At 64.2% G+C, this 23,850-nt stretch carries 19 protein-coding genes; 7 read left to right on the forward strand and 12 right to left on the reverse strand.

The genetic code is table 11. From position 1 onward, the window contains the following. Complete coding sequence (locus HRQ64_RS14540) at nucleotides 1–1,635, forward strand: CocE/NonD family hydrolase (protein WP_172123858.1); 1,635 nt, start codon at nucleotides 1–3, stop codon at nucleotides 1,633–1,635. A 2-nt stretch (nucleotides 1,636–1,637) separates the two neighbouring features. On the opposite strand, the gene HRQ64_RS14545 is transcribed toward HRQ64_RS14540, so the two are convergent. From HRQ64_RS14545 to uraH, 11 genes are all read right to left on the reverse strand, one after another. Then, nucleotides 1,638–3,809 carry a malate synthase G gene (locus tag HRQ64_RS14545; RefSeq protein WP_172123860.1) on the reverse strand — a complete coding sequence of 724 codons (2,172 nt, stop codon included), beginning with the start codon at nucleotides 3,807–3,809 and terminating at the stop codon, nucleotides 1,638–1,640. Between the two features lie 35 nt (nucleotides 3,810–3,844). Further along, entirely contained in the window at nucleotides 3,845–5,161 is a 1,317-nt protein-coding gene (gene guaD / locus HRQ64_RS14550; RefSeq protein ID WP_172123862.1) for a guanine deaminase, read from the reverse strand. Next, the gene (locus tag HRQ64_RS14555; RefSeq protein WP_172123864.1) at nucleotides 5,158–6,384 is read right to left on the reverse strand and encodes a urate hydroxylase PuuD; all 1,227 of its coding nucleotides are present in this window, start codon (nucleotides 6,382–6,384) and stop codon (nucleotides 5,158–5,160) included. Before HRQ64_RS14555 ends, guaD begins: the two co-directional genes overlap by 4 nt. A 206-nt stretch (nucleotides 6,385–6,590) precedes the next feature. Next, a complete protein-coding gene (locus HRQ64_RS14560) occupies nucleotides 6,591–7,676 on the reverse strand; it encodes a BMP family ABC transporter substrate-binding protein (protein WP_127753756.1) in 1,086 nt (361 codons plus the stop codon). 49 nt (nucleotides 7,677–7,725) lie between these two features. Then, nucleotides 7,726–8,649 (reverse strand): ABC transporter permease, encoded by a 924-nt coding sequence (locus HRQ64_RS14565; protein WP_172123866.1) that lies wholly within the window; start codon nucleotides 8,647–8,649, stop codon nucleotides 7,726–7,728. Continuing rightward, entirely contained in the window at nucleotides 8,649–9,731 is a 1,083-nt protein-coding gene (locus HRQ64_RS14570) for an ABC transporter permease (protein WP_127753758.1), read from the reverse strand. Before HRQ64_RS14570 ends, HRQ64_RS14565 begins: the two co-directional genes overlap by 1 nt. Beyond that, on the reverse strand, nucleotides 9,715–11,247 hold the full coding sequence (locus HRQ64_RS14575) for an ABC transporter ATP-binding protein (RefSeq protein ID WP_172123868.1): 1,533 nt from the start codon (nucleotides 11,245–11,247) through the stop codon (nucleotides 9,715–9,717). Before HRQ64_RS14575 ends, HRQ64_RS14570 begins: the two co-directional genes overlap by 17 nt. 1 nt (nucleotide 11,248) lies before the next feature. Further along, nucleotides 11,249–12,112: a xanthine dehydrogenase accessory protein XdhC gene (xdhC, locus tag HRQ64_RS14580; RefSeq protein WP_172123870.1), complete on the reverse strand. Its 864-nt coding sequence runs from the start codon at nucleotides 12,110–12,112 to the stop codon at nucleotides 11,249–11,251. A gap of 115 nt (nucleotides 12,113–12,227) precedes the next feature. Next, complete coding sequence (gene xdhB / locus HRQ64_RS14585) at nucleotides 12,228–14,555, reverse strand: xanthine dehydrogenase molybdopterin binding subunit (protein ID WP_172123872.1); 2,328 nt, start codon at nucleotides 14,553–14,555, stop codon at nucleotides 12,228–12,230. Further along, complete coding sequence (xdhA, locus tag HRQ64_RS14590; RefSeq protein WP_172123874.1) at nucleotides 14,555–16,021, reverse strand: xanthine dehydrogenase small subunit; 1,467 nt, start codon at nucleotides 16,019–16,021, stop codon at nucleotides 14,555–14,557. Before xdhA ends, xdhB begins: the two co-directional genes overlap by 1 nt. Next, entirely contained in the window at nucleotides 16,021–16,377 is a 357-nt protein-coding gene (uraH, locus tag HRQ64_RS14595) for a hydroxyisourate hydrolase (protein ID WP_127753763.1), read from the reverse strand. The genes xdhA and uraH overlap by 1 nt, the downstream gene beginning before the upstream one ends. Before the next feature lie 155 nt (nucleotides 16,378–16,532). On the opposite strand from uraH, the gene puuE reads away from it, so the two are divergent. After that, entirely contained in the window at nucleotides 16,533–17,951 is a 1,419-nt protein-coding gene (gene puuE / locus HRQ64_RS14600) for an allantoinase PuuE (protein ID WP_172123876.1), read from the forward strand. Between the two features lie 330 nt (nucleotides 17,952–18,281). Here the strand turns inward: puuE and HRQ64_RS14605 are convergent, their stop codons facing one another. Next, nucleotides 18,282–19,049, reverse strand: coding sequence for an FkbM family methyltransferase (locus HRQ64_RS14605; RefSeq protein ID WP_172123878.1), 768 nt, complete (start codon nucleotides 19,047–19,049; stop codon nucleotides 18,282–18,284). A 447-nt stretch (nucleotides 19,050–19,496) separates the two neighbouring features. On the opposite strand from HRQ64_RS14605, the gene HRQ64_RS14610 reads away from it, so the two are divergent. The 5 genes from HRQ64_RS14610 to HRQ64_RS14630 all read left to right on the forward strand — a co-directional run bounded on the left by HRQ64_RS14610 (nucleotide 19,497) and on the right by HRQ64_RS14630 (nucleotide 23,814). Beyond that, nucleotides 19,497–20,315 carry a bifunctional allantoicase/(S)-ureidoglycine aminohydrolase gene (locus HRQ64_RS14610; RefSeq protein WP_172123880.1) on the forward strand — a complete coding sequence of 273 codons (819 nt, stop codon included), beginning with the start codon at nucleotides 19,497–19,499 and terminating at the stop codon, nucleotides 20,313–20,315. A 4-nt stretch (nucleotides 20,316–20,319) separates the two neighbouring features. Further along, a complete protein-coding gene (locus HRQ64_RS14615) occupies nucleotides 20,320–20,820 on the forward strand; it encodes an ureidoglycolate lyase (RefSeq protein WP_172123882.1) in 501 nt (166 codons plus the stop codon). 78 nt (nucleotides 20,821–20,898) lie between these two features. Further along, nucleotides 20,899–21,417, forward strand: a complete 519-nt coding sequence (locus tag HRQ64_RS14620; RefSeq protein ID WP_172123884.1) for a hypothetical protein — start codon at nucleotides 20,899–20,901, stop codon at nucleotides 21,415–21,417. Between the two features lie 185 nt (nucleotides 21,418–21,602). Continuing rightward, a complete protein-coding gene (gene otsB / locus HRQ64_RS14625) occupies nucleotides 21,603–22,379 on the forward strand; it encodes a trehalose-phosphatase (protein ID WP_210258558.1) in 777 nt (258 codons plus the stop codon). 28 nt (nucleotides 22,380–22,407) lie between these two features. Further along, entirely contained in the window at nucleotides 22,408–23,814 is a 1,407-nt protein-coding gene (locus HRQ64_RS14630) for a trehalose-6-phosphate synthase (RefSeq protein ID WP_127753769.1), read from the forward strand. The last annotated feature ends 36 nt before the right edge of the window (nucleotides 23,815–23,850 follow it).

The raw sequence follows: 23,850 nt of genomic DNA on the forward strand, positions 1-23,850 counted from the left end.
ATGAGCCTGAGCAGCCTCTTTCTGGCCTATGTCGAGGACCTGCCGCCCCGCCGCAATGGCGTGCGGAAACACCGCAACATCCCCTTCACCATGCCCGACGGCGTGGTGCTGATGACCGACCATTTCGCGCCGCGCGCCACCGGTGAGTTCCCCACCATCCTGATGCGCCTGCCCTATGGCCGCCGCGGCTTTGGCACCATCGCCCAGGTCTATGCCGAGCGCGGCTTCCACGTCGTGCTGCAGGCCTGCCGCGGCACCGAGAAATCGGGCGGCGAATTCGATCCCCTCACCAATGAGCGCGCCGATGGGCTGGCAACGCTGGATTGGCTCAAGGCCCAGCCCTGGTTCGATGGCCGGCTCGGCCTATCCGGCCCCAGCTATCTCGGCTACGCGCAATGGGCGATCTGCGATGCACTCCCGCCCGTCTCGGCCATGGCCACCAAGGTCACCACGGCCGATTTCCGCCCCGTCGTCTTTCCCTCAGGCGCCTTTCACCTCGGGCTTTGGCTCTCCTGGCTGCAGGTGATCGAGGGCCTGCGCCAGCGCCCCCTGCACACCGCCACCCGCATGTTTTCCGGCCGCATCGAGCGCACCACCGCCCAAGCTGGCATGACCCTCCCGCTCGTTGAGGCCGACCGCGCCGCCTCAGGCCATGCCGTGCCGTTCTGGCGCCACTGGTTCGAGCATTCCGTGGGCAATGACCGGTTCTGGGACGCCATCGATCACCGCCACCGCCTGACCGCCACCACGCCCCCCGTGCACTTCATTTCGGGCTGGTACGACTTCATGCTCGACCCGCTCTTGGCCGATTACGCGCGCCTCGTCGAGCTCGGCCATCGCCCTTACCTCACGGTCGGCACCTGGTTCCACATCGCCGAGGAACTGCAGCGCGACAATCTGCGCGAAACCATCTTTTGGATGCGCGCTCACCTCGAAGGCGACAGCTCCGGCCTGCGCACCAAGCCCGTCCGCATCCACATTTCGGGCCTCGACCAATGGCGCGAGTTCGAGCACTACCCGCCCGGCCCGCCCGATCTGGAGCAATGGTTCTTGGGCAGCGACGCGGCGCTCACACCCACCGCACCTACCTCCTCCGGCGTCGATCGCTACCGCTACGATCCCGCCGACCCCACGCCCAATCTGGGCGGGGCCATCTTCGCCTTCACCGGCGCGGGTCCCGTCGACAACGCCCCCCTCGAGGCCCGCAGCGATGTTCTGGTGTATTCATCGCCACCCCTCTCCGAAACGCTGACGGTGATCGGGCAAAGCACCGTGACCCTCCACGCCCGGGCCACTCTCCCCCATGCCGATTTTTTCGTGCGTTTATGCGATGTGTCGCCCGAGGGCCGGTCGATCAATATCTGCGACGGGCTTTATCGCGTCACGCCCGCCACGCCCCGAGAGCCGGATGGCTCCTGGCGGCTGGAATTCCCGCTCCACGCCACCGCCCATGCCTTCCGGCCCGGCCATCGCCTGCGCCTCTTGATCGCCTCAGGCGCCCATCCGCGCTATGCCCGTAATCTCGGCACCGATGAGCCGATCGGCACCGCCACCACCATGCTCGCCAACACGATCGAGATCTTGCACGGTCCGGGGCAGGCGACCGCGATCACCCTGCCCCGCTACCGGCTCTAGGCTTATGCCCGGGCGCGCTCGCGCGCCTTGACCTGCAGGCGCCGCGCATGCAGCACCGGCTCGGTGTAGCCGCTCGGCTGGTCAGCGCCATGCAGCGCCAGGTCTAGCGCCGCCTGGAACGCCACCGACTGCAGATTGGGCGACATCGGCCGATACAGCGGATCGCCCGCATTCTGCTCGTCCACCACGGCAGCCATGCGCTCAAAGATCGAGGTCACCTCGTCCCGGCTCACCAACCCATGGCGCAACCAATTGGCGATGTGCTGGCTCGAAATCCGGCAGGTCGCGCGATCTTCCATCAGCCCCACATTGTTGATGTCGGGCACTTTGGAACAGCCAACGCCCTGCTGCACCCAGCGCACCACATAGCCCAGGATCCCCTGCGCATTGTTCTCGGTCTCGCGAGTGATTTCTTCGCGGCTGAGCGAATAAGGCGCCTGCACCGGCATGGAGAACAGCTCCGCCAGCGACGGCGTCGCTTCGTTGTGCCGCCGGCGCTGCGCCTCGAACACATCGACCTGGTGGTAATGCAGCGCATGCAGCGTCGCCGCCGTCGGCGATGGCACCCAGGCCGTATTGGCGCCCGATTGCGGATGGCCGATCTTGGCGGCCATCATCGCCGCCATGTCGTCGGGCCGCGCCCACATGCCCTTGCCGATCTGCGCCCGGCCCGACAGCCCGCAGGCCAGCCCGATCAGCACATTGCGGTCCTCATAGGACGCGATCCAGCGCTCGAGCTTGATCTCGTCCTTGCGCAGCACCGGACCCGCTTCCATCGAGGTATGGATCTCGTCGCCCGTGCGGTCGAGGAACCCGGTATTGATGAAAAACAGCCGGTCGCGCGCGGCATGGATCGCCGCCTTGAGATTGGCGGAGGTGCGGCGCTCTTCGTCCATGATGCCGATCTTGACGGTCAGCGGTGCCAGCCCCAGCATCTTTTCAACGGACGCAAAGATGGCGCAGGCAAAGGCCACTTCCTCGGGTCCATGCATCTTGGGCTTGACGATATAGATCGCGCCCGTCGTGCTGTTGCCGCCCTTGTCATGCATGGCGCAGAGCACCGTCACCGCCGCATCCAGCAGCCCTTCGCCGATCGGCTTGCCGTCGGCGGTCTTGACCGCATCGGTGGTCATCAGGTGCCCGACATTGCGAACCAGCAGCAGCGAGCGCCCCTTGAGCACCAGTTCCCCACCCGAACGCGAGGCGTAAACCCGATCTTCCTTGAGGCGGCGGGTGACCTGCTTGCCGCCCTTTTCGAACGTGTCTTCCAGCGTGCCCTGCATCAGGCCGAGCCAGTTGCGATAAACGCCGATCTTGTCCTCGGCGTCGACAGCCGCGACCGAATCCTCGCAGTCCTGGATCGTGGTCAGCGCCGCTTCCACCACCACATCGGCAAGCCCCGCCGCGTGCTCGGCGCCGATGGCGCTCGCCTTGTCGATGACAAGGATCACATGCAGCCCGTTATGGCGCAAAACGATCTCGGCGCTGGCGCCCTCACCGCGATAGCCGACAAAGGCCTCGGGATCGCGCAAGGTGGTCGGGCCCGCCGCGGTGTCGATCACGAGAGTGGCGGTGCCACCCTGCTCGGCCACCACATAGGACGTCACGTCGGCATGGCTGCCGCGGCTGAGGGGCAGTGCTTCGTCAAGGAACGCGGCGGCACGCGCCACCACGGCCTCGCCGCGCGCAGCATTATAGCCCTTGCTCGGCGCCAACTCGCCATCGCGGCTGATCACATCCGTGCCGTAAAGCGCATCGTAAAGGCTGCCCCAGCGCGCATTGGCGGCATTGAGCGCATAGCGCGCATTGGATACCGGCACCACCAACTGCGGCCCGCAGAGGCTCGTGATCTCCGGATCGAGCCCGGTGGTCTCGATGGTGAAATCCTCGGGCTCGGCTACAAGATAGCCGATATCCCTGAGGAAAAACTCGTAACCCTGCGGGTTGTTGGCGACTGGACCATAGCGGCGGTGCCAGTCGTCGATCTTGCCCTGCAGCTCATCACGGCGCGCCAGGAACTGGGCATTGACCGGCGCGTGTTGCGCCACCACTTCGGCAAAACCGCTCCAGAACTGATCGGCGGAAACCGGCAGGCCCGGCAGGACCTCCCGCTCGACAAAGTCCACTAGTCCCGCGTCAACGGAAAGTCCGGACTTGGTCAAATATTGGCTCATGCTTACTTCCTCTTCAGGCGCGGCACAGCTTTAGGTCAAGCAGATGCCCCTGCCAACCCAACTAAGGTCGATTTAGCTCGTCTGCCTGCCACATAAACTTCGGCAATGGCGCGATCATCGCCCATGGTTTGCAGCAGGAAAAGTTCTTCTCTGAGGTGGTTCACCGTCGCCTGCCGCAGTCGCATGGCTGGCGTCGCGCCCGCATCGAGCACGACGAGATCGGCGTCACAGCCCGGCGCAATCGTGCCGATCACGCCCTCCAGCGACAGCGCTTGCGCATTGCCCAGCGTGGCCATGAAGAACGAGTGCAATGGGCTTAGCCTTTGCCCGCGCAACTGCCCAACCTTGAATCCCTCGTCGAGCGTGCGCAGCATGCCAAAACTGGTGCCCCCGCCAATATCGGTGGCAATTCCTAGCCGCACCCCTGCCCGCGCCAGCCGCTCGCGATCAAACAGGCCACTACCCAAAAAGAGGTTGGAGGTCGGGCAGAACACCGCCACCGCCCCCGTTTCCGCGAGAACCGCGGTTTCGCGATGGTTGAGGTGAATGCAGTGCCCCAGCAGCGTGCGCGGCCCCAGCAGCCCATACTGCTCATAAATGCCCGCATAGTCCGGCGCCTCCGGATACAACTCCATCGACAAGCGGATCTCGTCCGTGTTTTCGCCGAGATGGGTTTGCACATGGCAATCGGGATGCTCGGCCGCCAGCGCCTGCGCCGCCTCCAGTTGCGCGGGGGTCGAGGTGATGGCGAAGCGGGGCGTGATCGCATAACGCGCCCGGCCGCGCCCATGCCAGCGCGCGAGGAGCGCCTTGCTGTCGTCATAGCTCGCCTGGGCGGTGTCGCAGAGCGCCTCGGGCGCATTGCGGTCCATCATCACCTTGCCCGCGACCATCAGCATGTCGCGCCGTTCCGCCTCGGCGAAGAACGCGTCCACCGATTGCGGATGGCTGGAACAATAAACGGCCGCCGTCGTCGTGCCGTTGCGCACCAACTCGTCAAGGAACCCCGCCGCCACCGCGCCGGCATGTCCCTGCTGCCCGAACTTTTGTTCTTCCACGAAAGTGTAGGTGTTGAGCCATTCCAGCAGCGAGCCGGCATAGGAGGCGATCATCTGCGTCTGCACATAATGCAGATGCGTGTCGATGAAACCTGGCAGGATCAGATGCGGCCGGTGATCGATGATCTCCGCATCACGGCTATCGACCGCACCGAAGTCCCCGACCTCGACGACCTTGCCCCCGGTAATAGCAACCGCGCCATCCTCCCACAACCGGTAGCTGTCCACATCGTCGAGCCCTTGCGGCTCGCGGACAAAGCTCAGCACCCGGCCGCGCAGAATGGTGCGGCTCACTGCCCCGAGCCCTCGCGGAACCAGGCCACCAGCAGCGCCCGCTCCTCGGGCGTGATCTCGGTCACATTGCCCGGCGGCATGGCGTGGGAATAGCCGGCCTGCATGGCGACGTCGCGGGCATGGTTGGCGATCGCCGCATCGCTGTCGAGAATGACATTCTTGGGCGCCTCATAGATCCCCGGCCAGACCGGCTCGGCGGTGTGGCACATCGAACAGCGCGTCTGCACGGCAAGGCTGGCCTCGGCAAACAGGCTCGCGGCCATGAACGGCTCGGCCGCCCGCGACGCCACCGCCTCTTCGCCGACGCCCGGCAGCTTGGGGCCGCTTGAGAGCCACGCTATGATGACGAACAAGATCACCGCCACCGCCCAGGTCCAGTGCGGATTGCCCTTCCGGGCATGGCGCGTGTTGAAATAATGCCGGATCACCACGCCCACAAGGAAGATCAGCGAGGCGATGATCCAGTTCCACTGCGTCGCGAAGGCCAGCGGGTAATGGCTTGAAAGCATGAAGAAGATGACGGGCAGCGTCAGGTAGTTGTTGTGCAGGCTGCGCTGCTTGGCGATCTTGCCATATTTGGCATCGGGCACCCGCCCGGCCTTGAGATCGGCCACCACGATCTTCTGGTTGGGGATGATGATCATCGCGACATTGGCGGCCATGATCGAGGCGGTGAACGCGCCCATATGCAGCATCGCCGCCCGGCCGGTGAAGATCTGCGTATAGCCCCAGGCCATGGCGGTGAGGATCGCAAACAGCACCAGCATCAGCCCGTTCTGCGATTCACCCAGCGGCGATTTGCAGAGCCGGTTATAGACCACAAAGCCCAGCACGATGGAGCCCATGGAAAGGAGGATTGCCCCCCAGGCCGGCACATCGAGCACATTGCGATCAACCAGATACAGGTCGGCACCGACATAATAGATCAGCACCAGCAGCATGAAGCCGGACAGCCACGTCCAGTAGCTCTCCCATTTGAACCAGGTCAGGTGCTCGGGGAGGAAGTCGGGCGCCACCAGATATTTCTGGATGTGATAAAAACCCCCGCCATGCACCTGCCATTCCTCGCCATGCGCCAGCGGCGGCAGGCTCGGCGTCTTGCGCAGCCCCAGATCGAGCGCAATGAAATAAAACGACGAGCCGATCCAGGCGATTGCCGTGACCACGTGCAGCCAGCGCACCGCAAACATCAGCCATTCCCAAGCAATCGCATAATCCGGCATTTTTCGTTCCTTCGATACACCCCTGGCGGCATGCTGGCTGTTCAGCCGCCCACCGCAGCCGCGGCGCCAGCCCTCCCTCCCCATCGAGGGGAGGGCCGGGGTGGGGGTCCCCTCGGTGATGCTCCGCCTCACCTCCCCCACCCGCAGCCGCTCAGCAAAAGGGGCAGGCCGAAACCCGCCCCTTCCAATCCGATTCGAACCCCAGCTTATGCCGGCTGTTCGACGCCTTCCACATACCAGTCCATGCTGAGCAGTTCGGCATCCGTCATGGTCACGCCGGCGGCCACACGCTCGGTGCCGGTATTGTCCTTGATGGGGCCGGTGAAGATGTGGAAAGAGCCATCGATCTGCCCGGTCCGCACCGCTTCGGCTGCAGCCTTGACCTCTTCGGTGACCTTGGGACCATAGGGCCCGATCTGCACCACGTCTTCCTTGAGGCCTTCCCAGGTGTCGCCGGCGGTCCAGGTGCCATCGATCAAGGCCTGGGCCGAAGCCACATAGCGCGGGCCCCAGTGGTCGATAATCGAGGTCAGCTGCGTTTCGGGCGCAAAGGCGCTCATATCGGCGCCCTGGCCGAACCCGCCAATAATGCCGCGTTCCTGGGCCACCTGCAGCGCTGCCGGGCCATCGGTATGCTGGGCAATGATGTCCACGCCCTGGTCGATCAGCGCGCGGGCCGCATCGGCTTCCTTGGCCGGATCGTTCCAGGTCGAGATGTAAACCGGCTTGACCGTGATGGCGGGGTTCACCTTGCGGGCCGACAGCGCCAGCGCATTGATGCCCATCACGACTTCAGGGATCGGGAACGAGCCGATATAGGCGAGCTTGCCGGTCTTGGAGAGGTGCCCGGCAATGGTGCCGCAAACGGCGCGGCCTTCGTAAAAGCGCGCATTGTAGAGGCCGACATTGTCCGCCTTCTGGTAGCCGGTGGCATGCTCGAACTTCACGTCGGGGAACTGCTGGGCAACCTTCATCACGGAGTCGCCAAAGCCAAAGCTCGTCGCAAAGATCAGCTTGTTGCCCTGCTGGGCCAGTTCGCGCAGCACGCGCTCGCAGTCCGGACCTTCCGGCACGTTCTCGACATAGGTGGTCTCGACCAGATCACCCAGCTGCTCTTCCAGGAAGATACGGCCCTGATTGTGGGCATAGTTGTAGCCATTGTCGTTGATCGTGCCGACATAGATGAAGCCCACCTTGAGCGGTTCGCCCTGGGCGAAGGCGCGGGAGCCCAGCAGCGGCAGCGCAGCGGCGGCGGCGCCTGCCTTGAGGATAGTGCGGCGGTTAAGGGTCATGTGTCTCTCCTGATGGTCGTGGTTGCTTGAAACGGTCGTTGGCGCCGGCTCAATTCGTGGGCAGGAACGGCTTGCCGAGGCAGGCCGGAGCATTGGTGGACGCATCGCGCTTGATCGAAATCAGCACGAGCACGATGATGGTCGCGAGGTAAGGCAAGGCGGCCCAAAGTTCGGACGGAATAACCGACAGCACTCCGCCGCCCGCCTTGGCATAAAGCTCCATGGTCATCACGAGACCAAAGAGGTAAGCCCCCGCGAGCAGGCGGAACGGGCGCCAGGAGGCGAACACCACCAGCGCCACGGCAATCCAGCCGCGCCCTGCGGTCATCCGCTCGGCCCATTGCGGGGTCAGCAGCAGCGGGAAACACGCCCCGGCAATACCGGCCATCGCCCCGCCGAACAACACGGCGAGATAGCGCACGAGCTTGACGCTGTAGCCGATGGAATGGGCCGACAGGTCGTTCTCCCCCACGGCCCTCAGGATCAGCCCGGGGCGGGTTTTCTCGAGAAAATACCAGACTGCGACTACCATGAAGAACGAGAAATACACCGGCGCCGAATAGCCGAACACCACCCGCAACGCCGGATGGCTCGCAAGCTCGGCGGGAAACAGCGGCCCCATCAGCTGGATCGGCCGGGCGGAAAACGGCGCGCCGGCGAGGGCGGAAAAGCCCGTGCCGAAAATGGTCAGCGCCAGCCCAGTCGCGGTCTGGTTGGCCGACAGGCTCAACGTCAAAAAGCCAAAGATGATCGAGGTCGCCGCCCCGGCCACCGCCCCGCAAAGCAGCGCGAAATAAGGGTTGCCTGTATAAAACTGCCCCGCAAAGCCGGCAATGGCGCCCACCAGCATCATGCCTTCGACACCGAGGTTGAGCACCCCCGACTTTTCCACCACGAGCTCGCCCAGCGCGGCCAGGAGGATCGGCGTTGCCGCGAACACCAGCGTGACGATGATGGGAATGATGATTTCCATTACGCCGTCCCCGGCGCCGCGGCGCTATGAACCCGGCGCACCCGATAGCGCACCAGCAGGTCCCCACCCAGAAGGAAGAACAGCACCATGGCCTGGAAAATGCCCGTGGCGGCATTGGGCAGCCCGATCGTCGTCTGCGCCACTTCCCCGCCCACAAAGGTGATCGCCATCACGAGCCCGGCAAAGATCACCCCGAGCGGATTTAGCCGTCCGAGGAACGCCACGATGATCGCGGTGAACCCGTAATTGGTCGGAAAGCCCGGCACCATGCGCTGGAACGGCCCGGCCACTTCCAACACGCCCGCAAGCCCCGCAAGGCCCCCCGACACCAGCATGGCCAGCCAGATCGTCTTGTTCTCGGAAAACCCGCCATAGCGCGCCGCATGGGGCGCCGTGCCCACCACGCGCATCTGATAGCCGAATACCGAGCGCGACATGATGAACCACGCCACGAGTGCCACCAGCACCGCGATCGGCACACCCAGATGCACGATCGTGCCCGGCAGGATGGTGGGCAGCCGCGCCGCCTCGGCAAATAGCCGCGTCTGGGGGAAACCCATCCCCATCGGGTCCTTCCAGGGCGCGCGGATCAGGTAATAGATCAGCTGCACCGAGGCATAGGTCAGCATCAGCGAGGTCAGGATCTCGTTGACGTTGAGGCGGGTGCGCAGCAGCGCTGGGATGGCGGCGTAAGCCATGCCCCCGAGCACGCCAGCGAGCACCATCAGCGGCAAGATCCAGGGCCCGTTGAGGCCATGGGTCGCCAGCGCCACCCAGGTGCCGGCCAGCCCGCCAACCACATATTGTCCCTCGGCGCCGATATTCCACACATTGGCGCGGTAGGCGATGGAGAGCCCCACCCCGATAATGATCAGCGGCGCGGCCTTCACTCCCAGATCCTGCCATTTGTAGGAATTGGTCAGGGGCGTGAGAAAGATCTCGCGCACCGCCCCGATCCCGTCATAGCCGATCAGCGAAAAGATGATCGCGCCCACCACCATGGTCAGCACCACTGCCGCCACCGGCGTCAGATAGCGCATGAGTTGGCTGGGCTCGCGCCGTTTTTCAAGCCGGAACAGCATTGCTTGCCTCCGTGGCGCCATGGACCCCGCCCATCAGCAAGCCGATTTCTTCCACACTCACCTCGCCCACCGGCCGCGCCGCCGAGAGGCGGCCAAGATTGATCACCGCCAGCGTGTCGCACAGCGCCAGGAGCTCATCGAGGTCCTGGCTGATCACGACGATGGCGGAGCCTTCGGCGGCCAGGTCCACCAGCGCCTGGTGGATGGCCGCGGCGGCCCCGGCATCGACGCCCCAGGTCGGCTGGCTGACCACCAGCACGCTCGGGCGCTGCAGGATTTCGCGCCCCATGATGTATTTCTGCAGATTGCCGCCCGAGAGCGATCCCGCCATCGAGCCCGGGCCCAGCGCCTTGACCGCAAAATCGGCGATCACCTTGCCCGTATAGGTCTTGGCCGCGCCCGAATTGATGAGGCCCAGCATCACCATGCCGAGCCGATCGCGCGCCGTCAGCACCGAATTGTCAGCCAGCGAGAACTCGCCCACCGCCGCATGGCCATTGCGCTCTTCAGGCACGGCACACAGCCCGCGCTTGCGCCGGCCGGTCGTGTTGAGCAGCCCCAGCGGATAGCCATCGAGCGTAATGGCTTCCTTGTCATCCCCGAGGATTTCCCCGCTCAGCGCATCGAGCAGGGCGTTCTGCCCATTGCCCGCCACCCCGGCGATGCCAAAGATTTCGCCCGCCCGCACGGTAAAGCTCACATCATTGACCGGCACATCGAAATGGCCGGTCTTGTGGGTCGAAAGCCGCGACACGACCAGCTTGGGCGCGCCCAACTGCCGCCCCCTGGCCCGCACGATGTCACGCAGGCCCGTGCCGATCATCTTTTCGGCCATGGAGCGCGAGGTTTCCTGCTTGGGATCGCAGGTATCCACGAGCTTGCCGCCCCGCAGGATCGTCGCCGTATCGCACAGCGCCTTGATCTCATCGAGCTTGTGGGAAATGTAGAGGATCGAACAGCCCTGCGCCGCCAGCTTGCGCAGCACTTCAAAAAGCTGCTCCACTTCCTGCGGCGTCAAAACCGAAGTGGGTTCGTCCATGATCAAGAGCTTGGGGTCGAGCAAGAGCGCGCGCACGATCTCGATGCGCTGCCGCTCCCCCACCGATAAGGTCGCGACCGTCCGGTGCGGATCGAGCAGCAGCCCGTAGGTGGTCATCACCTCGCGAATGCGGGCCTCGAGCTCGCGCGACTTGAGCGAGCCATCCATGCCCAGCGCGATGTTTTCGAGCACGGTCAGCGCTTCAAACAGGGAAAAGTGCTGGAACACCATGCCGATGCCCAGCTTGCGGGCGGCCTTGGGATTGGTGATCACCACCGGCTCGCCGTTCCAGCGGATTTCGCCGGCATCGGGCTGCATGATCCCATAGATCATCTTGACCAGCGTCGACTTGCCGGCCCCGTTCTCGCCCAGCAGCGCATGGATTTCGCCCGGCTTGACGCCAAAGGAGATATTGTCATTGGCAAGAACGCCGGGAAACTGCTTGGTGATCCCGGTCAATTGCAGTCGCAACGGCATGCTAGCGTCCATCCACGGCCCTCAGTTCCCTGGCGCCCTGTACATGCCCAATGTCAGCTTCCCGCCGACCAATCTGAACCATAATTTCTGCCGCCGCTAGTGCCGCAATGACTTCGGGGCGCTTATCCCCAAGCCCTTGGCGGCCAATGGGTGAAACGAGCCGCTGGAGGGCAGCAGGGTCCCCTCCTTCGGCGCGAAACCAGCTGCTGAACCGGGCGCGCTTGGTCGCCGATCCCACCATGCCGATATAAGGACTGTCCGCCCGCTCCAGCGCTTCCTTGGCGAGCAGGAAGTCGAGCGCATGGTCATGGGTCAGAACCACAAAACTGCTGCCCGGCGGCGCCGACCGGATCGCCGCTTCCGGCAGTGGCGTCAGCCGCGCCTCGACGCCTGCCGGCAAGCCAACCAGCTCGCTTGCCCGCGTATCCACCACATGTGCCTGCACCGGTAAAAGCGCCAGCACCTGGGCCAATGCCCGCCCTACATGACCGGCACCAAACACGAAGACATGCGGCAACGCCCGATCTTCCGCCGCCACCCGCTCGAGCAGCGCACCGCGCAAGCCCGCATCGGCATAGCGCAACTGCACCCCGACACGGCCGCCGCAACATTGCCCGATCTCGGGCCCCAGCGGCACATCCATGGCTGCTTCCGCCTGCCCTGAGGCTAGCAGGCGCCGCGCATGGTCGATCACCATATGCTCGAGCGCCCCGCCCCCGATCGTGCCGAAAATCCCTTGCGCGCCTACCAGCATGAACGTGCCCTGCTCGCGCGGGCTCGACCCGCGCACCCGCGTCAGCTCACAGGCAATTGCCTCGCTGTTGGCGCGAAGGAAAGATTGCAGCTGGGGCAGGCGCAAGGTCATGACAGCCGTCCCTGCAAGGAGGCGTGCAGGCTGATCGCCCTGCTTTGGGCTCGTGCCCTCCCTCCCCCTTGAGGGGAGGGCCGGGGTGGGGGTCCAACCGTCGGGCGCAAAACCATCACCCCCGCGCTTCCTGCTTCAACCGCTCGCACCCCATCAGCACCCGCTCGGGGGTCACTGGCGTGTCGAGCCGCGGCGGCAGCTTGTAATCGGCCATCGCAGCCACTGCCATCGCGAGCGCTTCCACCACGCTCATCGCCAGCATCAGCGGCGGCTCGCCCACCGCCTTGGAGCGCCCGATCGTGGGCTCGCTGTTCTCGGACCATTCCGCCAGCCGCACATTGAACACCGGCGGCACGTCGCTTGCGAGCGGGATCTTGTAGGTCGAAGGCGCCTTGGTGCGCAGCTGCCCCTTGGCGTCCCACCACAATTCTTCGCTCGTCAGCCACCCCATGCCCTGGATGAACCCGCCCTCGATCTGCCCGAGGTCAAGCGCCGGATTGAGCGACTTGCCGACATCATGCAGAATATCGACCCGATCCACCTGGTATTCGCCGGTGAGCGTATCGATGGTGACCTCCGAAACCGAGGCGCCATAGGAATAATAGTAGAACGGTTGCCCGCGTCCGGTGGCCCGATCCCAATGAATCTTGGGGGTCTTGTAGAAGCCCGCGGCCCAGAGCTGCACGCGGTTGAGATAAGCCGAGGCCACCAGTTCCGTGAATGGCACGAACTCCTCGCCCGCCATGATGCCCTCGGGCACCCAGACGATCTCGGCCTCATCGCACTGGTAGAGCTTGGCGGCATGGGTGGCGAGGCGCTCCTTGATCTGCCGAGCCGCATCCCAGGCGGCCATGCCATTGAGGTCCGAACCCGAAGAGGCCGCCGTGGCCGACGTGTTGGGCACTTTGGCCGTCGAGGTTGTCATGATCTTGATGCGATCGAGCCCGACGCAGAACGCTTCCGCCAGCACCTGCGCCACCTTGGTATGGAGCCCCTGCCCCATTTCCGTGCCGCCGTGATTGAGCTGGATCGTGCCGTCCTTGTAGACATGCACCAGCGCCCCGCCCTGGTTGTACCAGGTCGCGGTGAACGAGATCCCGAACTTGACCGGCGTCAGCGCGATGCCCTTTTTCAGCACCGGGCTCGTGGCATTGAACGCCAGCACCGCGCGGCGCCGCGCCTGATAGTCCGAACTGGCTTCCAGTTCGCTCACCACCCGCGCGATCACATTGTCGGTGATCGTCTGGTGATAGGGCGTCACATTGTTGCTGTCGGTGCCATAGAAATTGGCCTTGCGGATCTCGAGCGGATCCTTGCCGAGGCTATAGGCGATTTCCTCGATCCAGCGTTCCGCCGCCAGCATCCCCTGCGGCCCACCAAAGCCGCGAAACGCGGTGTTGGACACGGTGTTGGTGTAAAGCGGCTCCGAGCGCGCCCGCACCGCCGGATACCAATAGGCATTGTCGCAGTGAAACAGCGCCCGGTCCGTCACCGGTCCCGAAAGGTCCGACGAAAACCCGGCCCGCGCGCCATACACGGCATCCACCGCCTCGATGCGGCCGGCTTCATCATAGCCCACATCATAGTCGACGACGAAATCGTGCCGCTTGCCGGTTGCCGTCATGTCGTCGTCGCGGTCCGGCCGGATCTTGCAGGCGCGGTTCCATTTCTTGGCCGCCAGCGCCGCCACAGCGGCAAAGAGGTTCCCCTGAGTTTCCTTGCCACCAAAGCCGCCGCCCATCCGGCGCACATTGATCGTGACCGCGTGGTGCCCGATATCGAGCACCTGCGCCACCATCAGCTGCACTTCGCTGGGGTGTTGGGTCGAGGCATAGATCGTCACATCCTCGTCTTCGCCCGGAATGGCAAAGGCGATCTGCCCCTCAAGGTAGAAGTGATCCTGCCCGCCAATCACGACGCTGCCCTTGACCCGCTTGGGCGCAGCCTTGAGCCCCGCCTCCACATCGCCGCGCTGCAAGGTCAGCGGATCGACCACGAGCTTGCGGCCGGCCGCCTGCGCCGCGCGCACATCGCCGATAAAGGGCAGTTCTTTGTAATCGACCACAGCGAGATGCGCCGCCCGTCGCGCCTGGTCGCGCGTTTCGGCCAAAACGGCAAACAGCGGCTGCCCCCAGAACTGCACCTTGCCTTCGGCAAAGATCGGCTCGTCATGCCGGTGGCTCGGGCTGATGTCGTTCTCGCCCGGAATATCGGCCGCTGTCAGCACCCCGATTACCCCCGGCGCCGCCAGCACCGGGGCAAAATCGATGTTGAGGATTTCTGCATGCGCCCGCGTCGACAGCGCCAGATAGGCATGCATCGTGCCCCGCGGCTCGATCATATCATCGATATATTCGGCCGTGCCCGCCACATGCTTGGGGCCGCTATCGTGCCGCGTGGGTTGATGCAGGGTGGAACGCAACAGGGTCGGATGCTTGTTCATCACGCCACCTCCCGCTTCAGCCGCACCTGACCGCCCGTGCATTCATGGAAAAACCGGCGCAACAGGTTCTGCGCCACCAGCAGCCGGTATTCGGCCGAAGCGCGCATATCGCTGATCGGCTGGTAATCCTCGGCAAAGGCCGCCACCGCGCCTTCGATCGTCTCGACGCTCCACGGCTTGCCAACCAGCGCCGCTTCCACCGCCCGAGCCCGCTTTGGCGTCGCCGCCATGCCACCAAAGGCGATCCGCGCCATCCCCACGCTCCCGGCATCGTTGACGAACACCCGGAACGCCCCGCAGACCGAGGAAATATCCTCCTCGCGGCGCTTGGAGACCTTATAAACCGCGAACCGCTCGCCCGCCGGCAGATGCGGCACGGTCACGCTTTCCACGAACTCGCCGGGCGCGCGATCCTGCTTGCCATAGGCGAGGAAATAGTTCTCGAGCTTGATCTCGCGCCGGTGCTCGCCGCGCCGCAGCGTCAGCTTGGCTCCGAGCGCAATCAGCGCCGGCGGCGTATCGCCGATGGGCGAGCCATTGGCGATATTGCCCCCGATCGTGCCCATATTGCGCACCTGCTCGCCCGCCAGCCGGCTCCACAGCTCCTCCATGGCGGGGAAATAGCTCTGCAGGATCGGCAGCGCCTCGGAATAGCTCACCCCGGCGTAAAACCGCACTTCGCTGTCGTTCTCGGCGATGCGCTTGAGCTCCGGCAAATGGTTGATGAAAATGGCCGGCCCGATCGGGCGCAGGAACTTGGTGACCCAAAGCCCCACATCGGTGGACCCAGCGACAATCGTCGCCTCCGGGTTCTGCTCATAAACCTCGGCGAAATCATCCAGGCTGGCCGGCACGATGATCCGCTCCGCCCCTTCCCCGATCTCCACCCGCCTGCCGTCATTGAGCGCGAGGATCCGCCCCTTGAGCGCGATCCGCTCCGCCCGCAGCGGATCGGCCTCGGGGGCGCCATAGGTCGAGATCGCCTGCGCGGCCCGGATGATCGGCGCATAGCCCGTGCAGCGGCACAGGTTCCCCTGCAGCGCCTTTTCCACCGCGCGCTGGCTCGGCTGCGGGTCGCGCATCCACAGACCATAGAGCGACATCACGAACCCGGGCGTGCAGAACCCGCATTGCGAGCCATGGTGATCCACCATCGCCTGCTGCACCGGATGCAGCGTGCCATCCTTGGCCGCCAGGTGCTCGATCGTCACCACATGCGTGCCATGCAGGCTCGCGACGAACCGGATACAGGCCGTGACGCTGTCATAGATGATCTCGTCGCCGATCACCCGCCCCACCAGCACGGTGCAGGCCCCGCAGTCGCCCTCGGCGCAGCCTTCCTTGGAGCCGCGCAAGCCGCGCTCGAGCCGCAGGAAATCGAGCAGCGTCTGCTCGGGCCGCACCTGGTCCAGCACTACGTCCTGGTCGTTGAGGATAAAGCGGATTGCATTTGCAGTGTCGGCCATCAGCTGCCCCGATAAGTGGAATAGGCAAAAGGGCTCACCAGCAGCGGCACATGGTAATGCTTGTCTTCGCTGATCGTAAACCGCACCGGCACCACGTCCAGAAATGCCGCTTCGGGCTCCATCCCTAGCCGGGCGAAATATTGCCCCACATGGAAATGGATCTCGAACTCGCCATGCTGGAACTGCTCGCCTTCGAGCAGCGGCTGGTCCACCCGGCCGTCGGCATTGGTATAGCTCTCGGCAATATGGTGATTATGGTCGCCATGCACAAACAACAGGTCGAGGCGCATGCCCCGCGCCGGCGTGCCGTTCATGGTATCGAGTACATGCGTCGTCAGGCGTCCTGAACCCGCCATTATTCTTCTACTTCCCTAGTCCCCGGCCCGCGAGATTAAACCAATAGCGCCAGCGGGCAACGCCTAATTTTTACCAGCTGGTCCAAATTTGTGCATCTTGGTGCGACGCCCGCGACTCATTAGTCTCGCCCCGACACTTGCCCGGAACTTCTCTCATGAATCGTTACCCCCGCGACATGCATGGTTATGGCCCCACCCCGCCCCACGCCAACTGGCCCGGCGGCGCCCATATCGCAGTGCAGTTCGTGCTCAATTACGAGGAAGGCGGCGAAAACAACATCCTGCATGGTGACGCGGGCTCGGAAGCCTTTCTCGCCGATGTCGTGGGCGCCGCCCCCTGGCCGGGCCTTCGCCACTGGAACATCGAGTCCATGTATGAATATGGCGCCCGCGCCGGTTTCTGGCGCCTGCACCGCCTCTTTACCGAAGCCCAGTTGCCCGTCACCATCTATGGCGTCGCCACCGCCTTGATGCGGGCCCCTGCCCAGCTTGCCGCCATGCAGGATGCCGGCTGGGAAATTGCGAGCCACGGCCTTAAATGGGTCGAGCACAAGGACATGCCCGCCGAGCTCGAGCGCGAGCAGATCCGTGAGGCCATCCGTCTTCACACCATCGCCACCGGCAGCCGCCCCTTGGGCTGGTATACTGGGCGCTGCTCGCTCAACACGGTCGATCTCGTCTCCGAGGAAGGCGGCTTTGCCTATGTCTCGGATACCTATGACGACGACCTGCCCTATTGGCGCCTCCACCAGAACCGCCCGCAGCTCATCATTCCCTATACGCTCTCGGCCAATGACATGCGCTTTGTCACCGCTTCGGGCTTTGACAATGGCGAGGAATATTTCCAGTTCCTCAAGGACAGCTTTGATTGCCTTTATGCCGAAGGCCAGGCCGGCTCACCCAAGATGATGTCGATTGGCCTGCACTGCCGGCTCGTCGGCCAGCCCGGTCGCTTCCAGGGGCTCAAGAAGTTCATCGACTACATCAAGAGCTTCCCCCAAGTCTGGGTCCCGACTCGCTTGGAGATCGCCGAGCACTGGGCGCGCGAGCACCCCTACCAGGCCCCGGCGCTGGTTCCGAGCCAGCTGCCCAAACCCGAATTCGTCGAGCGTTTCGGCTCGATCTTCGAGCATTCCCCCTGGATTGCCGAGCGCGCCTGGGATGGCGAACTCGCCCCCGCCAACGACACCGCGGTGGGCCTGCATTTCGCTTTGCGCACCCAGTTCCGCCTCGCCAGCGATGAAGAACGCCTCGCCGTCCTGCGCGCCCATCCCGATCTGGCCGGCAAGCTCGCCGCCGCCAGGCGCCTCACCGAGGCCTCCACCGCCGAACAGGCCTCCGCGGGCCTTGATGCCCTCACCGACGACGAACGGGCGGAATTCACCCGCCTCAACACCGCCTATGTGGAAAAATTCGGCTTCCCCTTCATCATCGCCGTGCGCGACAACACCAAGGCCACCATCCTCGCCGCCTTCCGCCAGCGCCTCGACAACAGCGCCCAGGCCGAATTCACCACAGCCTGCCGCCAAGTCGAACGCATCGCCCAACTCCGCCTCGAGGCCATCCTGCCCTAGGCCCTCTTTCTTCACCTCCCCCTCAACGGTGGAGGCCGGGTGGGGGTGCGAAAGCCCAAAGCCGCACCTGTCTCAATGCCAAAGCCCCAAACCCTCAGCTCCTGCCCTCCCTCCCCCTTGAGGGGAGGGCCGGGGTGGGGGTCGAGGAAACGGCCACGTCACTCCATCCTGCACCAGCCCTTCACGGTGCGAGTCCCCTGCCCGCACAGCCAGCGCCTCCCTCCCCCTTGAGGGGAGGGATCGAGGGTGGGGGTTCCGGCGCCCGGGCTGACCCAGGATCCACCGCAGAGACGCGACGCAAACCCCGCCACGCAGCGCGCATCAAAAGCCTCAATCCTCCACCCGCAACCAGCACTCCACCGTCAAAATCGTCTCGCGCCGCTCCAGCCCCGCCGAAGCCAGCATCAGATATAATTCCCCCAGCCGCGCTTCCCCGAACGCCAGCGGATGGAACTCGATGATCGCCACGTCGATCTGGCGCAGCAGCATCGGATTTTCGCGGCAGAACTCGTATTCGCCCCCCTCAATGTCCATGATGAGGGCGCTGCACGCCTCTCCCGCTACGGCTTCCAGCGCTTCCACCGTCGTGGTGGGCACGGGCGTGCCGCTCGCCACCACCTGGTTGCTGTCCATATCGGCATCGGTGCTGATCATGGCGCTGGGCTGCCGCGTCACCACGGCATTGACCGCGTGGAACCGGGCGCCATTGGCCATCCTGTTGGCTTCGAGCGTCGGCATCAGCAGCGGATTGGCTTCCACCGCGACATGCAGGTCCCGATTGTCCAGCAGGCTGTTGATGACGCAGGACACCACCCCGATACAGGCCCCCAGTTCCAGCACGCAGGCATTGTGCGGCAGATAGCGCTTGATCAGCGTCCTCTCGGGATACTCATAGGTATCGACAGTGAATTTGCCGCGCATTTCGCGCGATGTGTAGGCAGCGGGAATGGTGAACACCATGCCTTCGCTGCGATAGGTGCGCACAAACAGATCGAAGTATAATCCGGCCACATATTTCGCCGTCCGGTTGAGGCGATAGCCGATCCCTGATCGTGTCGCCCCCTTTAAACCATAGACCACCGTCTGAGCCAGTTTCATGGCTACCCCCCGCAGGTGTGTTCCACTGCCCGGCCCCCGCCCAACGTGGAAAATGCATACGCAAGGAAGGTGGCTTGCCTGATCCATCACGGCAAACCAGCCAGAAGAGCCTACTGGAATACGGCTATCGATCTAGATCGTGACAATGGATCGGCTGGGGTCCGGGACGAAAAAGCGTAGCGAAGTCGGAAGCTTAGCTCTTGGTCGGGGCTCAACTCAGCGCGCCACGGGCCTCTGCAGCGCTAGGACCAAGCCATTAGGGAAAGGCCACCGCGAGAACTGCGTAAGCCGCACGCCTTACGCGGGCCTCTGCCCGCACAAACCGCCAAGCGCCAACCACGGCAAAGCGAGTGTGACAATTGCCGCTCCTCACCGCCGCTTCCCCATGGCCGAGCGGCAAAACACGCTCTAGTGTTTGCCCAGCGTTCACCATCGGCACCCGAGTCCATGCCCCCATCCTATGCCAGCCCCGCTGCGGGCCTTCCGCCGCAGACTGCCCTTCACACCGGCCGCGCCGTCTTCACCGAGGCCTATGCGCTGATCCCGAAAGGCGTGATGCGCGACATCGTCACCAGCTTCCTGCCTCATTGGCACAATACCCGCTGCTGGATCATCGCTCGGCCCCTCTCGGGCTTTGCCGAAACCTTCTCGCAATACATCGTTGAAGTGGCGCCCGGCGGCGGCAGTGAGCAACCCGAGCCCAATCCCGAAGCCGAAGGCGTGCTGTTCGTGGTTGCCGGCGAGGCGAGCCTTGCCATCGAAGGCCAGCCCCACACCCTCGTCGCCGGCGGCTACGCCTTCCTGCCTCCGGGCTGTCGCTGGACCCTCGGCAATCCGGGTTCAGCCCCCCTGCGCTTTCATTGGGTGCGCAAGCGCTACGAGGCGGCCGCCGGCATCGAAGCGCCCACCGCCTTTGTCACGAACGAAACCGAGCAGCCCATCCATTGGATGCCTGGAACTTCGGAGCGCTGGGGCACCACCCGCTTTGTCGAGCCCACCGATCTTCGGCACGACATGCATGTCAACATCGTCACCCTCGAGCCCGGCGCCGTTATTCCCTTCGAGGAAACCCATGTGATGGAGCACGGCCTTTACGTGCTCGAGGGCAAGGCCGTGTATCGCCTCAACCGCGATTGGGTTGAGGTGGAAGCAGGCGACTTCATGTGGCTGCGCGCCTTTTGCCCCCAGGCCTGTTACGCCGGCCCCGAGCGCTTCCGCTATCTGCTCTACAAAGACGTCAACCGCCACGCCAAGCTGAGCTTTTAAGCCCATGAGCGACAACACCATCTTCATCGAGCCGCTGACGGCAGAGGCCTTCGCGCCCTTTGGTCAGGTGATCCAGACCGAGGGCGCCCAGCACTTTCCCATCAACAACGGCAACACCGAGCGCTTCCATGATCTGGCGCAGGTGCAATTGGCCGGCCCCAGTTCGCGCCCCATCATTTCCATTGCTCGCGGCCAGCCCTATAGCCTGCCCCTGACCCTGGCCATGGTCGAGCGCCATCCCTTTGGCAGCCAGGCCTTTCATCCGCTGTCGAACCGCCCCTTCCTTGTGATCGTCGCGCCCGACGAAAACGGCACCCCCGGCCGCCCCCGGGCCTTCCTCACCGCGCCCGGTCAAGGCATCAACTACGCCATCAACACCTGGCATGGCGTGCTGACCCCGCTGGACGAGGCTGCCGATTTCCTCCTGGTCGATCGCGCCGGCGACGGCCCCAATCTCGAGGAATATTTCTACCCCACCCCCTGGCAGGTTGTCGCGGCGAGCTGAACGGCACTGATCTTGGCTAGGCGGGAACAGGCCGGGCGGTCACCGCGTTGGTGAATGCTTGGTTAAGAGGATCCCGCAATGCACAAGACCTCCCTCCCCGCCGCGCTACTCACTGCCACCTTCCTGGCTCTTGCCGGCCCCGTCGCCGCCCAGTCGGGTCTCGGCTGGACGCGCTTGGAGGATCCCGCCCTCGGCTACCGCATCGAGGTCCCGCTCGATCATTATGGTCAGGACGGCGCGGCCGATGCTTCAGGCATCCGCACCTTTGATGCGCTCGATGGCTCGGGCCAGCTCAGCATTTTCGGCGCCCCCAACACTGACGGCCTTAGCATCGCTCAGTTGCAGGAAGCCGTCGCCTCGAGCGGGCAGATCGACAATATCACCTACCGGGCCAGCGGCAATAGCTGGTTTGTCCTTTCCGGCTACGACACCGACGAGAACGGCCGGGAACTCGTGGTCTATACCAAGTTCCTGTTCAACCGCGACCGCTCGGCCTTCGCAGCCTTCGAGATCAGCTACCCCGAAGACGAGCGCAGCCGCTACAACCCCATTGTCACCCGGATCGAAAAGAGCCTGCGCGCGCCAGCCCCGGTTTGAGCTGGCGCGGCAGGCGCACCTTGCCCCCGCGCACCCGAAGAAATTGATCGCAGGGTTGATGAACACGTTCACGATCCGTTAAGACTACGTTCATCTTCGTGGTTTTCGCATGGCGGCCTTGCCCGAGCGAACCATTCCCCTGCCACCGCGTTGGCCTTGCATCCACAGCTCGGAAGGCTTCTGGCATGTCCATGATCGATCATTCAGCGCCCCATACGACGCAGCGCCTCGCCATCTTCACCGATTTCGACGGCACTCTGGTTGAGATTGCGCCAACCCCTGATTCCATTGATGTTCCAGCGTCCCTGCCCGATCAATTGCAGCGCGCCGCACGCGAACTCGACAGCGCCTTTGCCGTGATCACGGGTCGCGAGATTGAGGACATAGACAAGTTCCTCTCTCCCCTGCAACTCCCGGTTGCCGGCGCTCATGGCACCCAGCGCCGCCGCGCTGATGGCACGATGGAAGAGATTGATTCAGAACTCCTTTCGGGCGCCGAACACATCGCACAGGCCGTCACGCCGCTCGTTATGGCGCACCCTGAACTGCTGATCGAAGCCAAGGATGGCGCCGTCGCCCTCCACTTCCGCCAGGCCCCGGAGCTCGAAGAACTCTGCCGCCAGGCCATGCAAGAAGCAGTCAACAGCTATACCGATTTCGCGCTGATCGCCGGCAAAATGGTCTTTGAAGCCCGCCCCAAGGGCATCAGCAAGGGTACCGCCTTGCGCGCCTTCATGCAGGAAGAGCCCTTTGTCGGCCGCACCCCGATCTTTATCGGCGATGACGTCACCGACGAGGACGGCTTCATCGCGGCCCAGGAACTGGGCGGCGTCGGCATCAAGTTGGGCGAAGGCGACACCCATGCGCGGATGCGCATTTCCAATGTTGCATCGGTGCATGCATTGATCCGTGGGCTGGGAGACATCGTCGCGCGCGAGCGCGATGCCCTGCCCCCACACTGAGACCAGACGAAGGGGGGCACCCGTCGCAATGAGCCGCTTGATTGTAGTTTCCAACCGGACCCCGGGCAAATCAGCCGCCGCGGGCGGACTTGCCGTTGCCTTGCGCAAAACCCTGTCTGAGCGCGAAGGGTTCTGGTTCGGCTGGTCTGGCAAATTGACCGACGCCCCCTCGGTCCAAGCGCGCTTCGAGGATGTTGAAGGGCTTTCGGTTGCGACCATCGATCTGACCCGGGACGACCATCAGGCCTATTATGCCGGGTTCTCCAACTCCATCCTGTGGCCCAGCTTCCATCTGCGCCTCGACTTGGCGCATATCGATTCCACCTGGTACGAGGGCTATCGCCGGGTAAACCAGCAATTCGCCCGGGCGCTGCTGCCCTTGCTGCAGCCAGACGACGTGATTTGGGTGCACGACTACCACCTGATCCCGCTCGCCAGCGAGTTGCGTAGCCTTGGCGCCACCAACCGCATGGGCTTTTATCTGCACATCCCCTTCCCCACTGCCGACGCGCTTTATGCCATTCCCCATCATCTCGATTTGATGCGGGACGTCTCTCGCTATGACCTAGTGGGCATGCAGGCCAATCGCGACGTCGCCGCCTTCACCGAGGCGGTGGAGAACATGACCCACACCAATCTTTCGGGCGACCCGCTGCAGCTGTTTGATTTCGCCCGCACCGAGGTTGCCGCCTTCCCCATCGGCTCCGATCCCGCCGCTTTTTCGCGCATGGCCGTAAGCCCCGCCGCCAACAAGATGGTCAAGCGCATGGACCGCGTCCTTGTCGGACAGCAATTGATCCTGGGCGTCGATCGGCTTGATTATTCCAAGGGCTTGCCGCAGCGGGTCGAGGCCTATGAAAAGCTGCTCGAGAACAATAATCGCTTCCGCCGACGCGTCCATATGCTCCAGATCGCGCCCCCTTCCCGGGACTCCATCAAGGAATACCAGGAAACCAGCGACACGCTCGACGCCATCTGCGGCCGCGTCATGGGCCGCTTTGCCGAACCCGACTGGGCGCCGCTGACCTATGTCAAACGCGCCTATGGCCAAGCCAGCCTTGCAGGCTTCTACCGCTTGGCGCGGGTGGGTCTGGTCACGCCCCTGCGCGACGGCATGAACCTTGTCGCCCACGAGTTCATTGGCTCGCAAAACCCAGCCGACCCTGGCGTCCTGGTGTTATCGCGCTTTGCCGGCGCGGCCGAGATCTTCGAGGACGCCATCCTCGTCAACCCCTTCGATACGGATGAAACGGCCGAAGCGCTGCGCCTCGCCCTCGACATGCCGCTGGAGGAGCGTCAGACCCGTTGGCGCTCATTGATGGCTGCCGCTCAGAAACACAATGTGGATGACTGGTCCAAGGCATTCCTTGAGCGCCTCTCCCCCGCGGGAGCTTCCTCGGGCACGCCCAAGCGCGACATCCTTTATCTCGCCTGAAGTGGCGAACCGACCCCGTAAGCAAAAAGGGCGGCT

The organism is Devosia sp. 919, assembly GCF_013185965.1.
GTDB lineage: Bacteria > Pseudomonadota > Alphaproteobacteria > Rhizobiales > Devosiaceae > Devosia.

Bases quoted from the DNA above. Each gene is read 5' to 3' on its own strand.
- HRQ64_RS14540 (WP_172123858.1), top strand. From the start codon at position 1: ATGAGCCTGAGCAGCCTCTTTCTGGCCTATGTCGAGGACCTGCCGCCC.
- HRQ64_RS14545 (WP_172123860.1), bottom strand. From the start codon at position 3,809: ATGAGCCAATATTTGACCAAGTCCGGACTTTCCGTTGACGCGGGACTA.
- HRQ64_RS14555 (WP_172123864.1), bottom strand. From the start codon at position 6,384: ATGCCGGATTATGCGATTGCTTGGGAATGGCTGATGTTTGCGGTGCGC.
- HRQ64_RS14560 (WP_127753756.1), bottom strand. From the start codon at position 7,676: ATGACCCTTAACCGCCGCACTATCCTCAAGGCAGGCGCCGCCGCCGCT.
- HRQ64_RS14565 (WP_172123866.1), bottom strand. From the start codon at position 8,649: ATGGAAATCATCATTCCCATCATCGTCACGCTGGTGTTCGCGGCAACG.
- HRQ64_RS14570 (WP_127753758.1), bottom strand. From the start codon at position 9,731: ATGCTGTTCCGGCTTGAAAAACGGCGCGAGCCCAGCCAACTCATGCGC.
- HRQ64_RS14575 (WP_172123868.1), bottom strand. From the start codon at position 11,247: ATGCCGTTGCGACTGCAATTGACCGGGATCACCAAGCAGTTTCCCGGC.
- xdhC (WP_172123870.1), bottom strand. From the start codon at position 12,112: ATGACCTTGCGCCTGCCCCAGCTGCAATCTTTCCTTCGCGCCAACAGC.
- xdhB (WP_172123872.1), bottom strand. From the start codon at position 14,555: ATGAACAAGCATCCGACCCTGTTGCGTTCCACCCTGCATCAACCCACG.
- xdhA (WP_172123874.1), bottom strand. From the start codon at position 16,021: ATGGCCGACACTGCAAATGCAATCCGCTTTATCCTCAACGACCAGGAC.
- uraH (WP_127753763.1), bottom strand. From the start codon at position 16,377: ATGGCGGGTTCAGGACGCCTGACGACGCATGTACTCGATACCATGAAC.
- puuE (WP_172123876.1), top strand. From the start codon at position 16,533: ATGAATCGTTACCCCCGCGACATGCATGGTTATGGCCCCACCCCGCCC.
- HRQ64_RS14605 (WP_172123878.1), bottom strand. From the start codon at position 19,049: ATGAAACTGGCTCAGACGGTGGTCTATGGTTTAAAGGGGGCGACACGA.
- HRQ64_RS14610 (WP_172123880.1), top strand. From the start codon at position 19,497: ATGCCCCCATCCTATGCCAGCCCCGCTGCGGGCCTTCCGCCGCAGACT.
- HRQ64_RS14615 (WP_172123882.1), top strand. From the start codon at position 20,320: ATGAGCGACAACACCATCTTCATCGAGCCGCTGACGGCAGAGGCCTTC.
- HRQ64_RS14620 (WP_172123884.1), top strand. From the start codon at position 20,899: ATGCACAAGACCTCCCTCCCCGCCGCGCTACTCACTGCCACCTTCCTG.
- otsB (WP_210258558.1), top strand. From the start codon at position 21,603: ATGTCCATGATCGATCATTCAGCGCCCCATACGACGCAGCGCCTCGCC.
- HRQ64_RS14630 (WP_127753769.1), top strand. From the start codon at position 22,408: ATGAGCCGCTTGATTGTAGTTTCCAACCGGACCCCGGGCAAATCAGCC.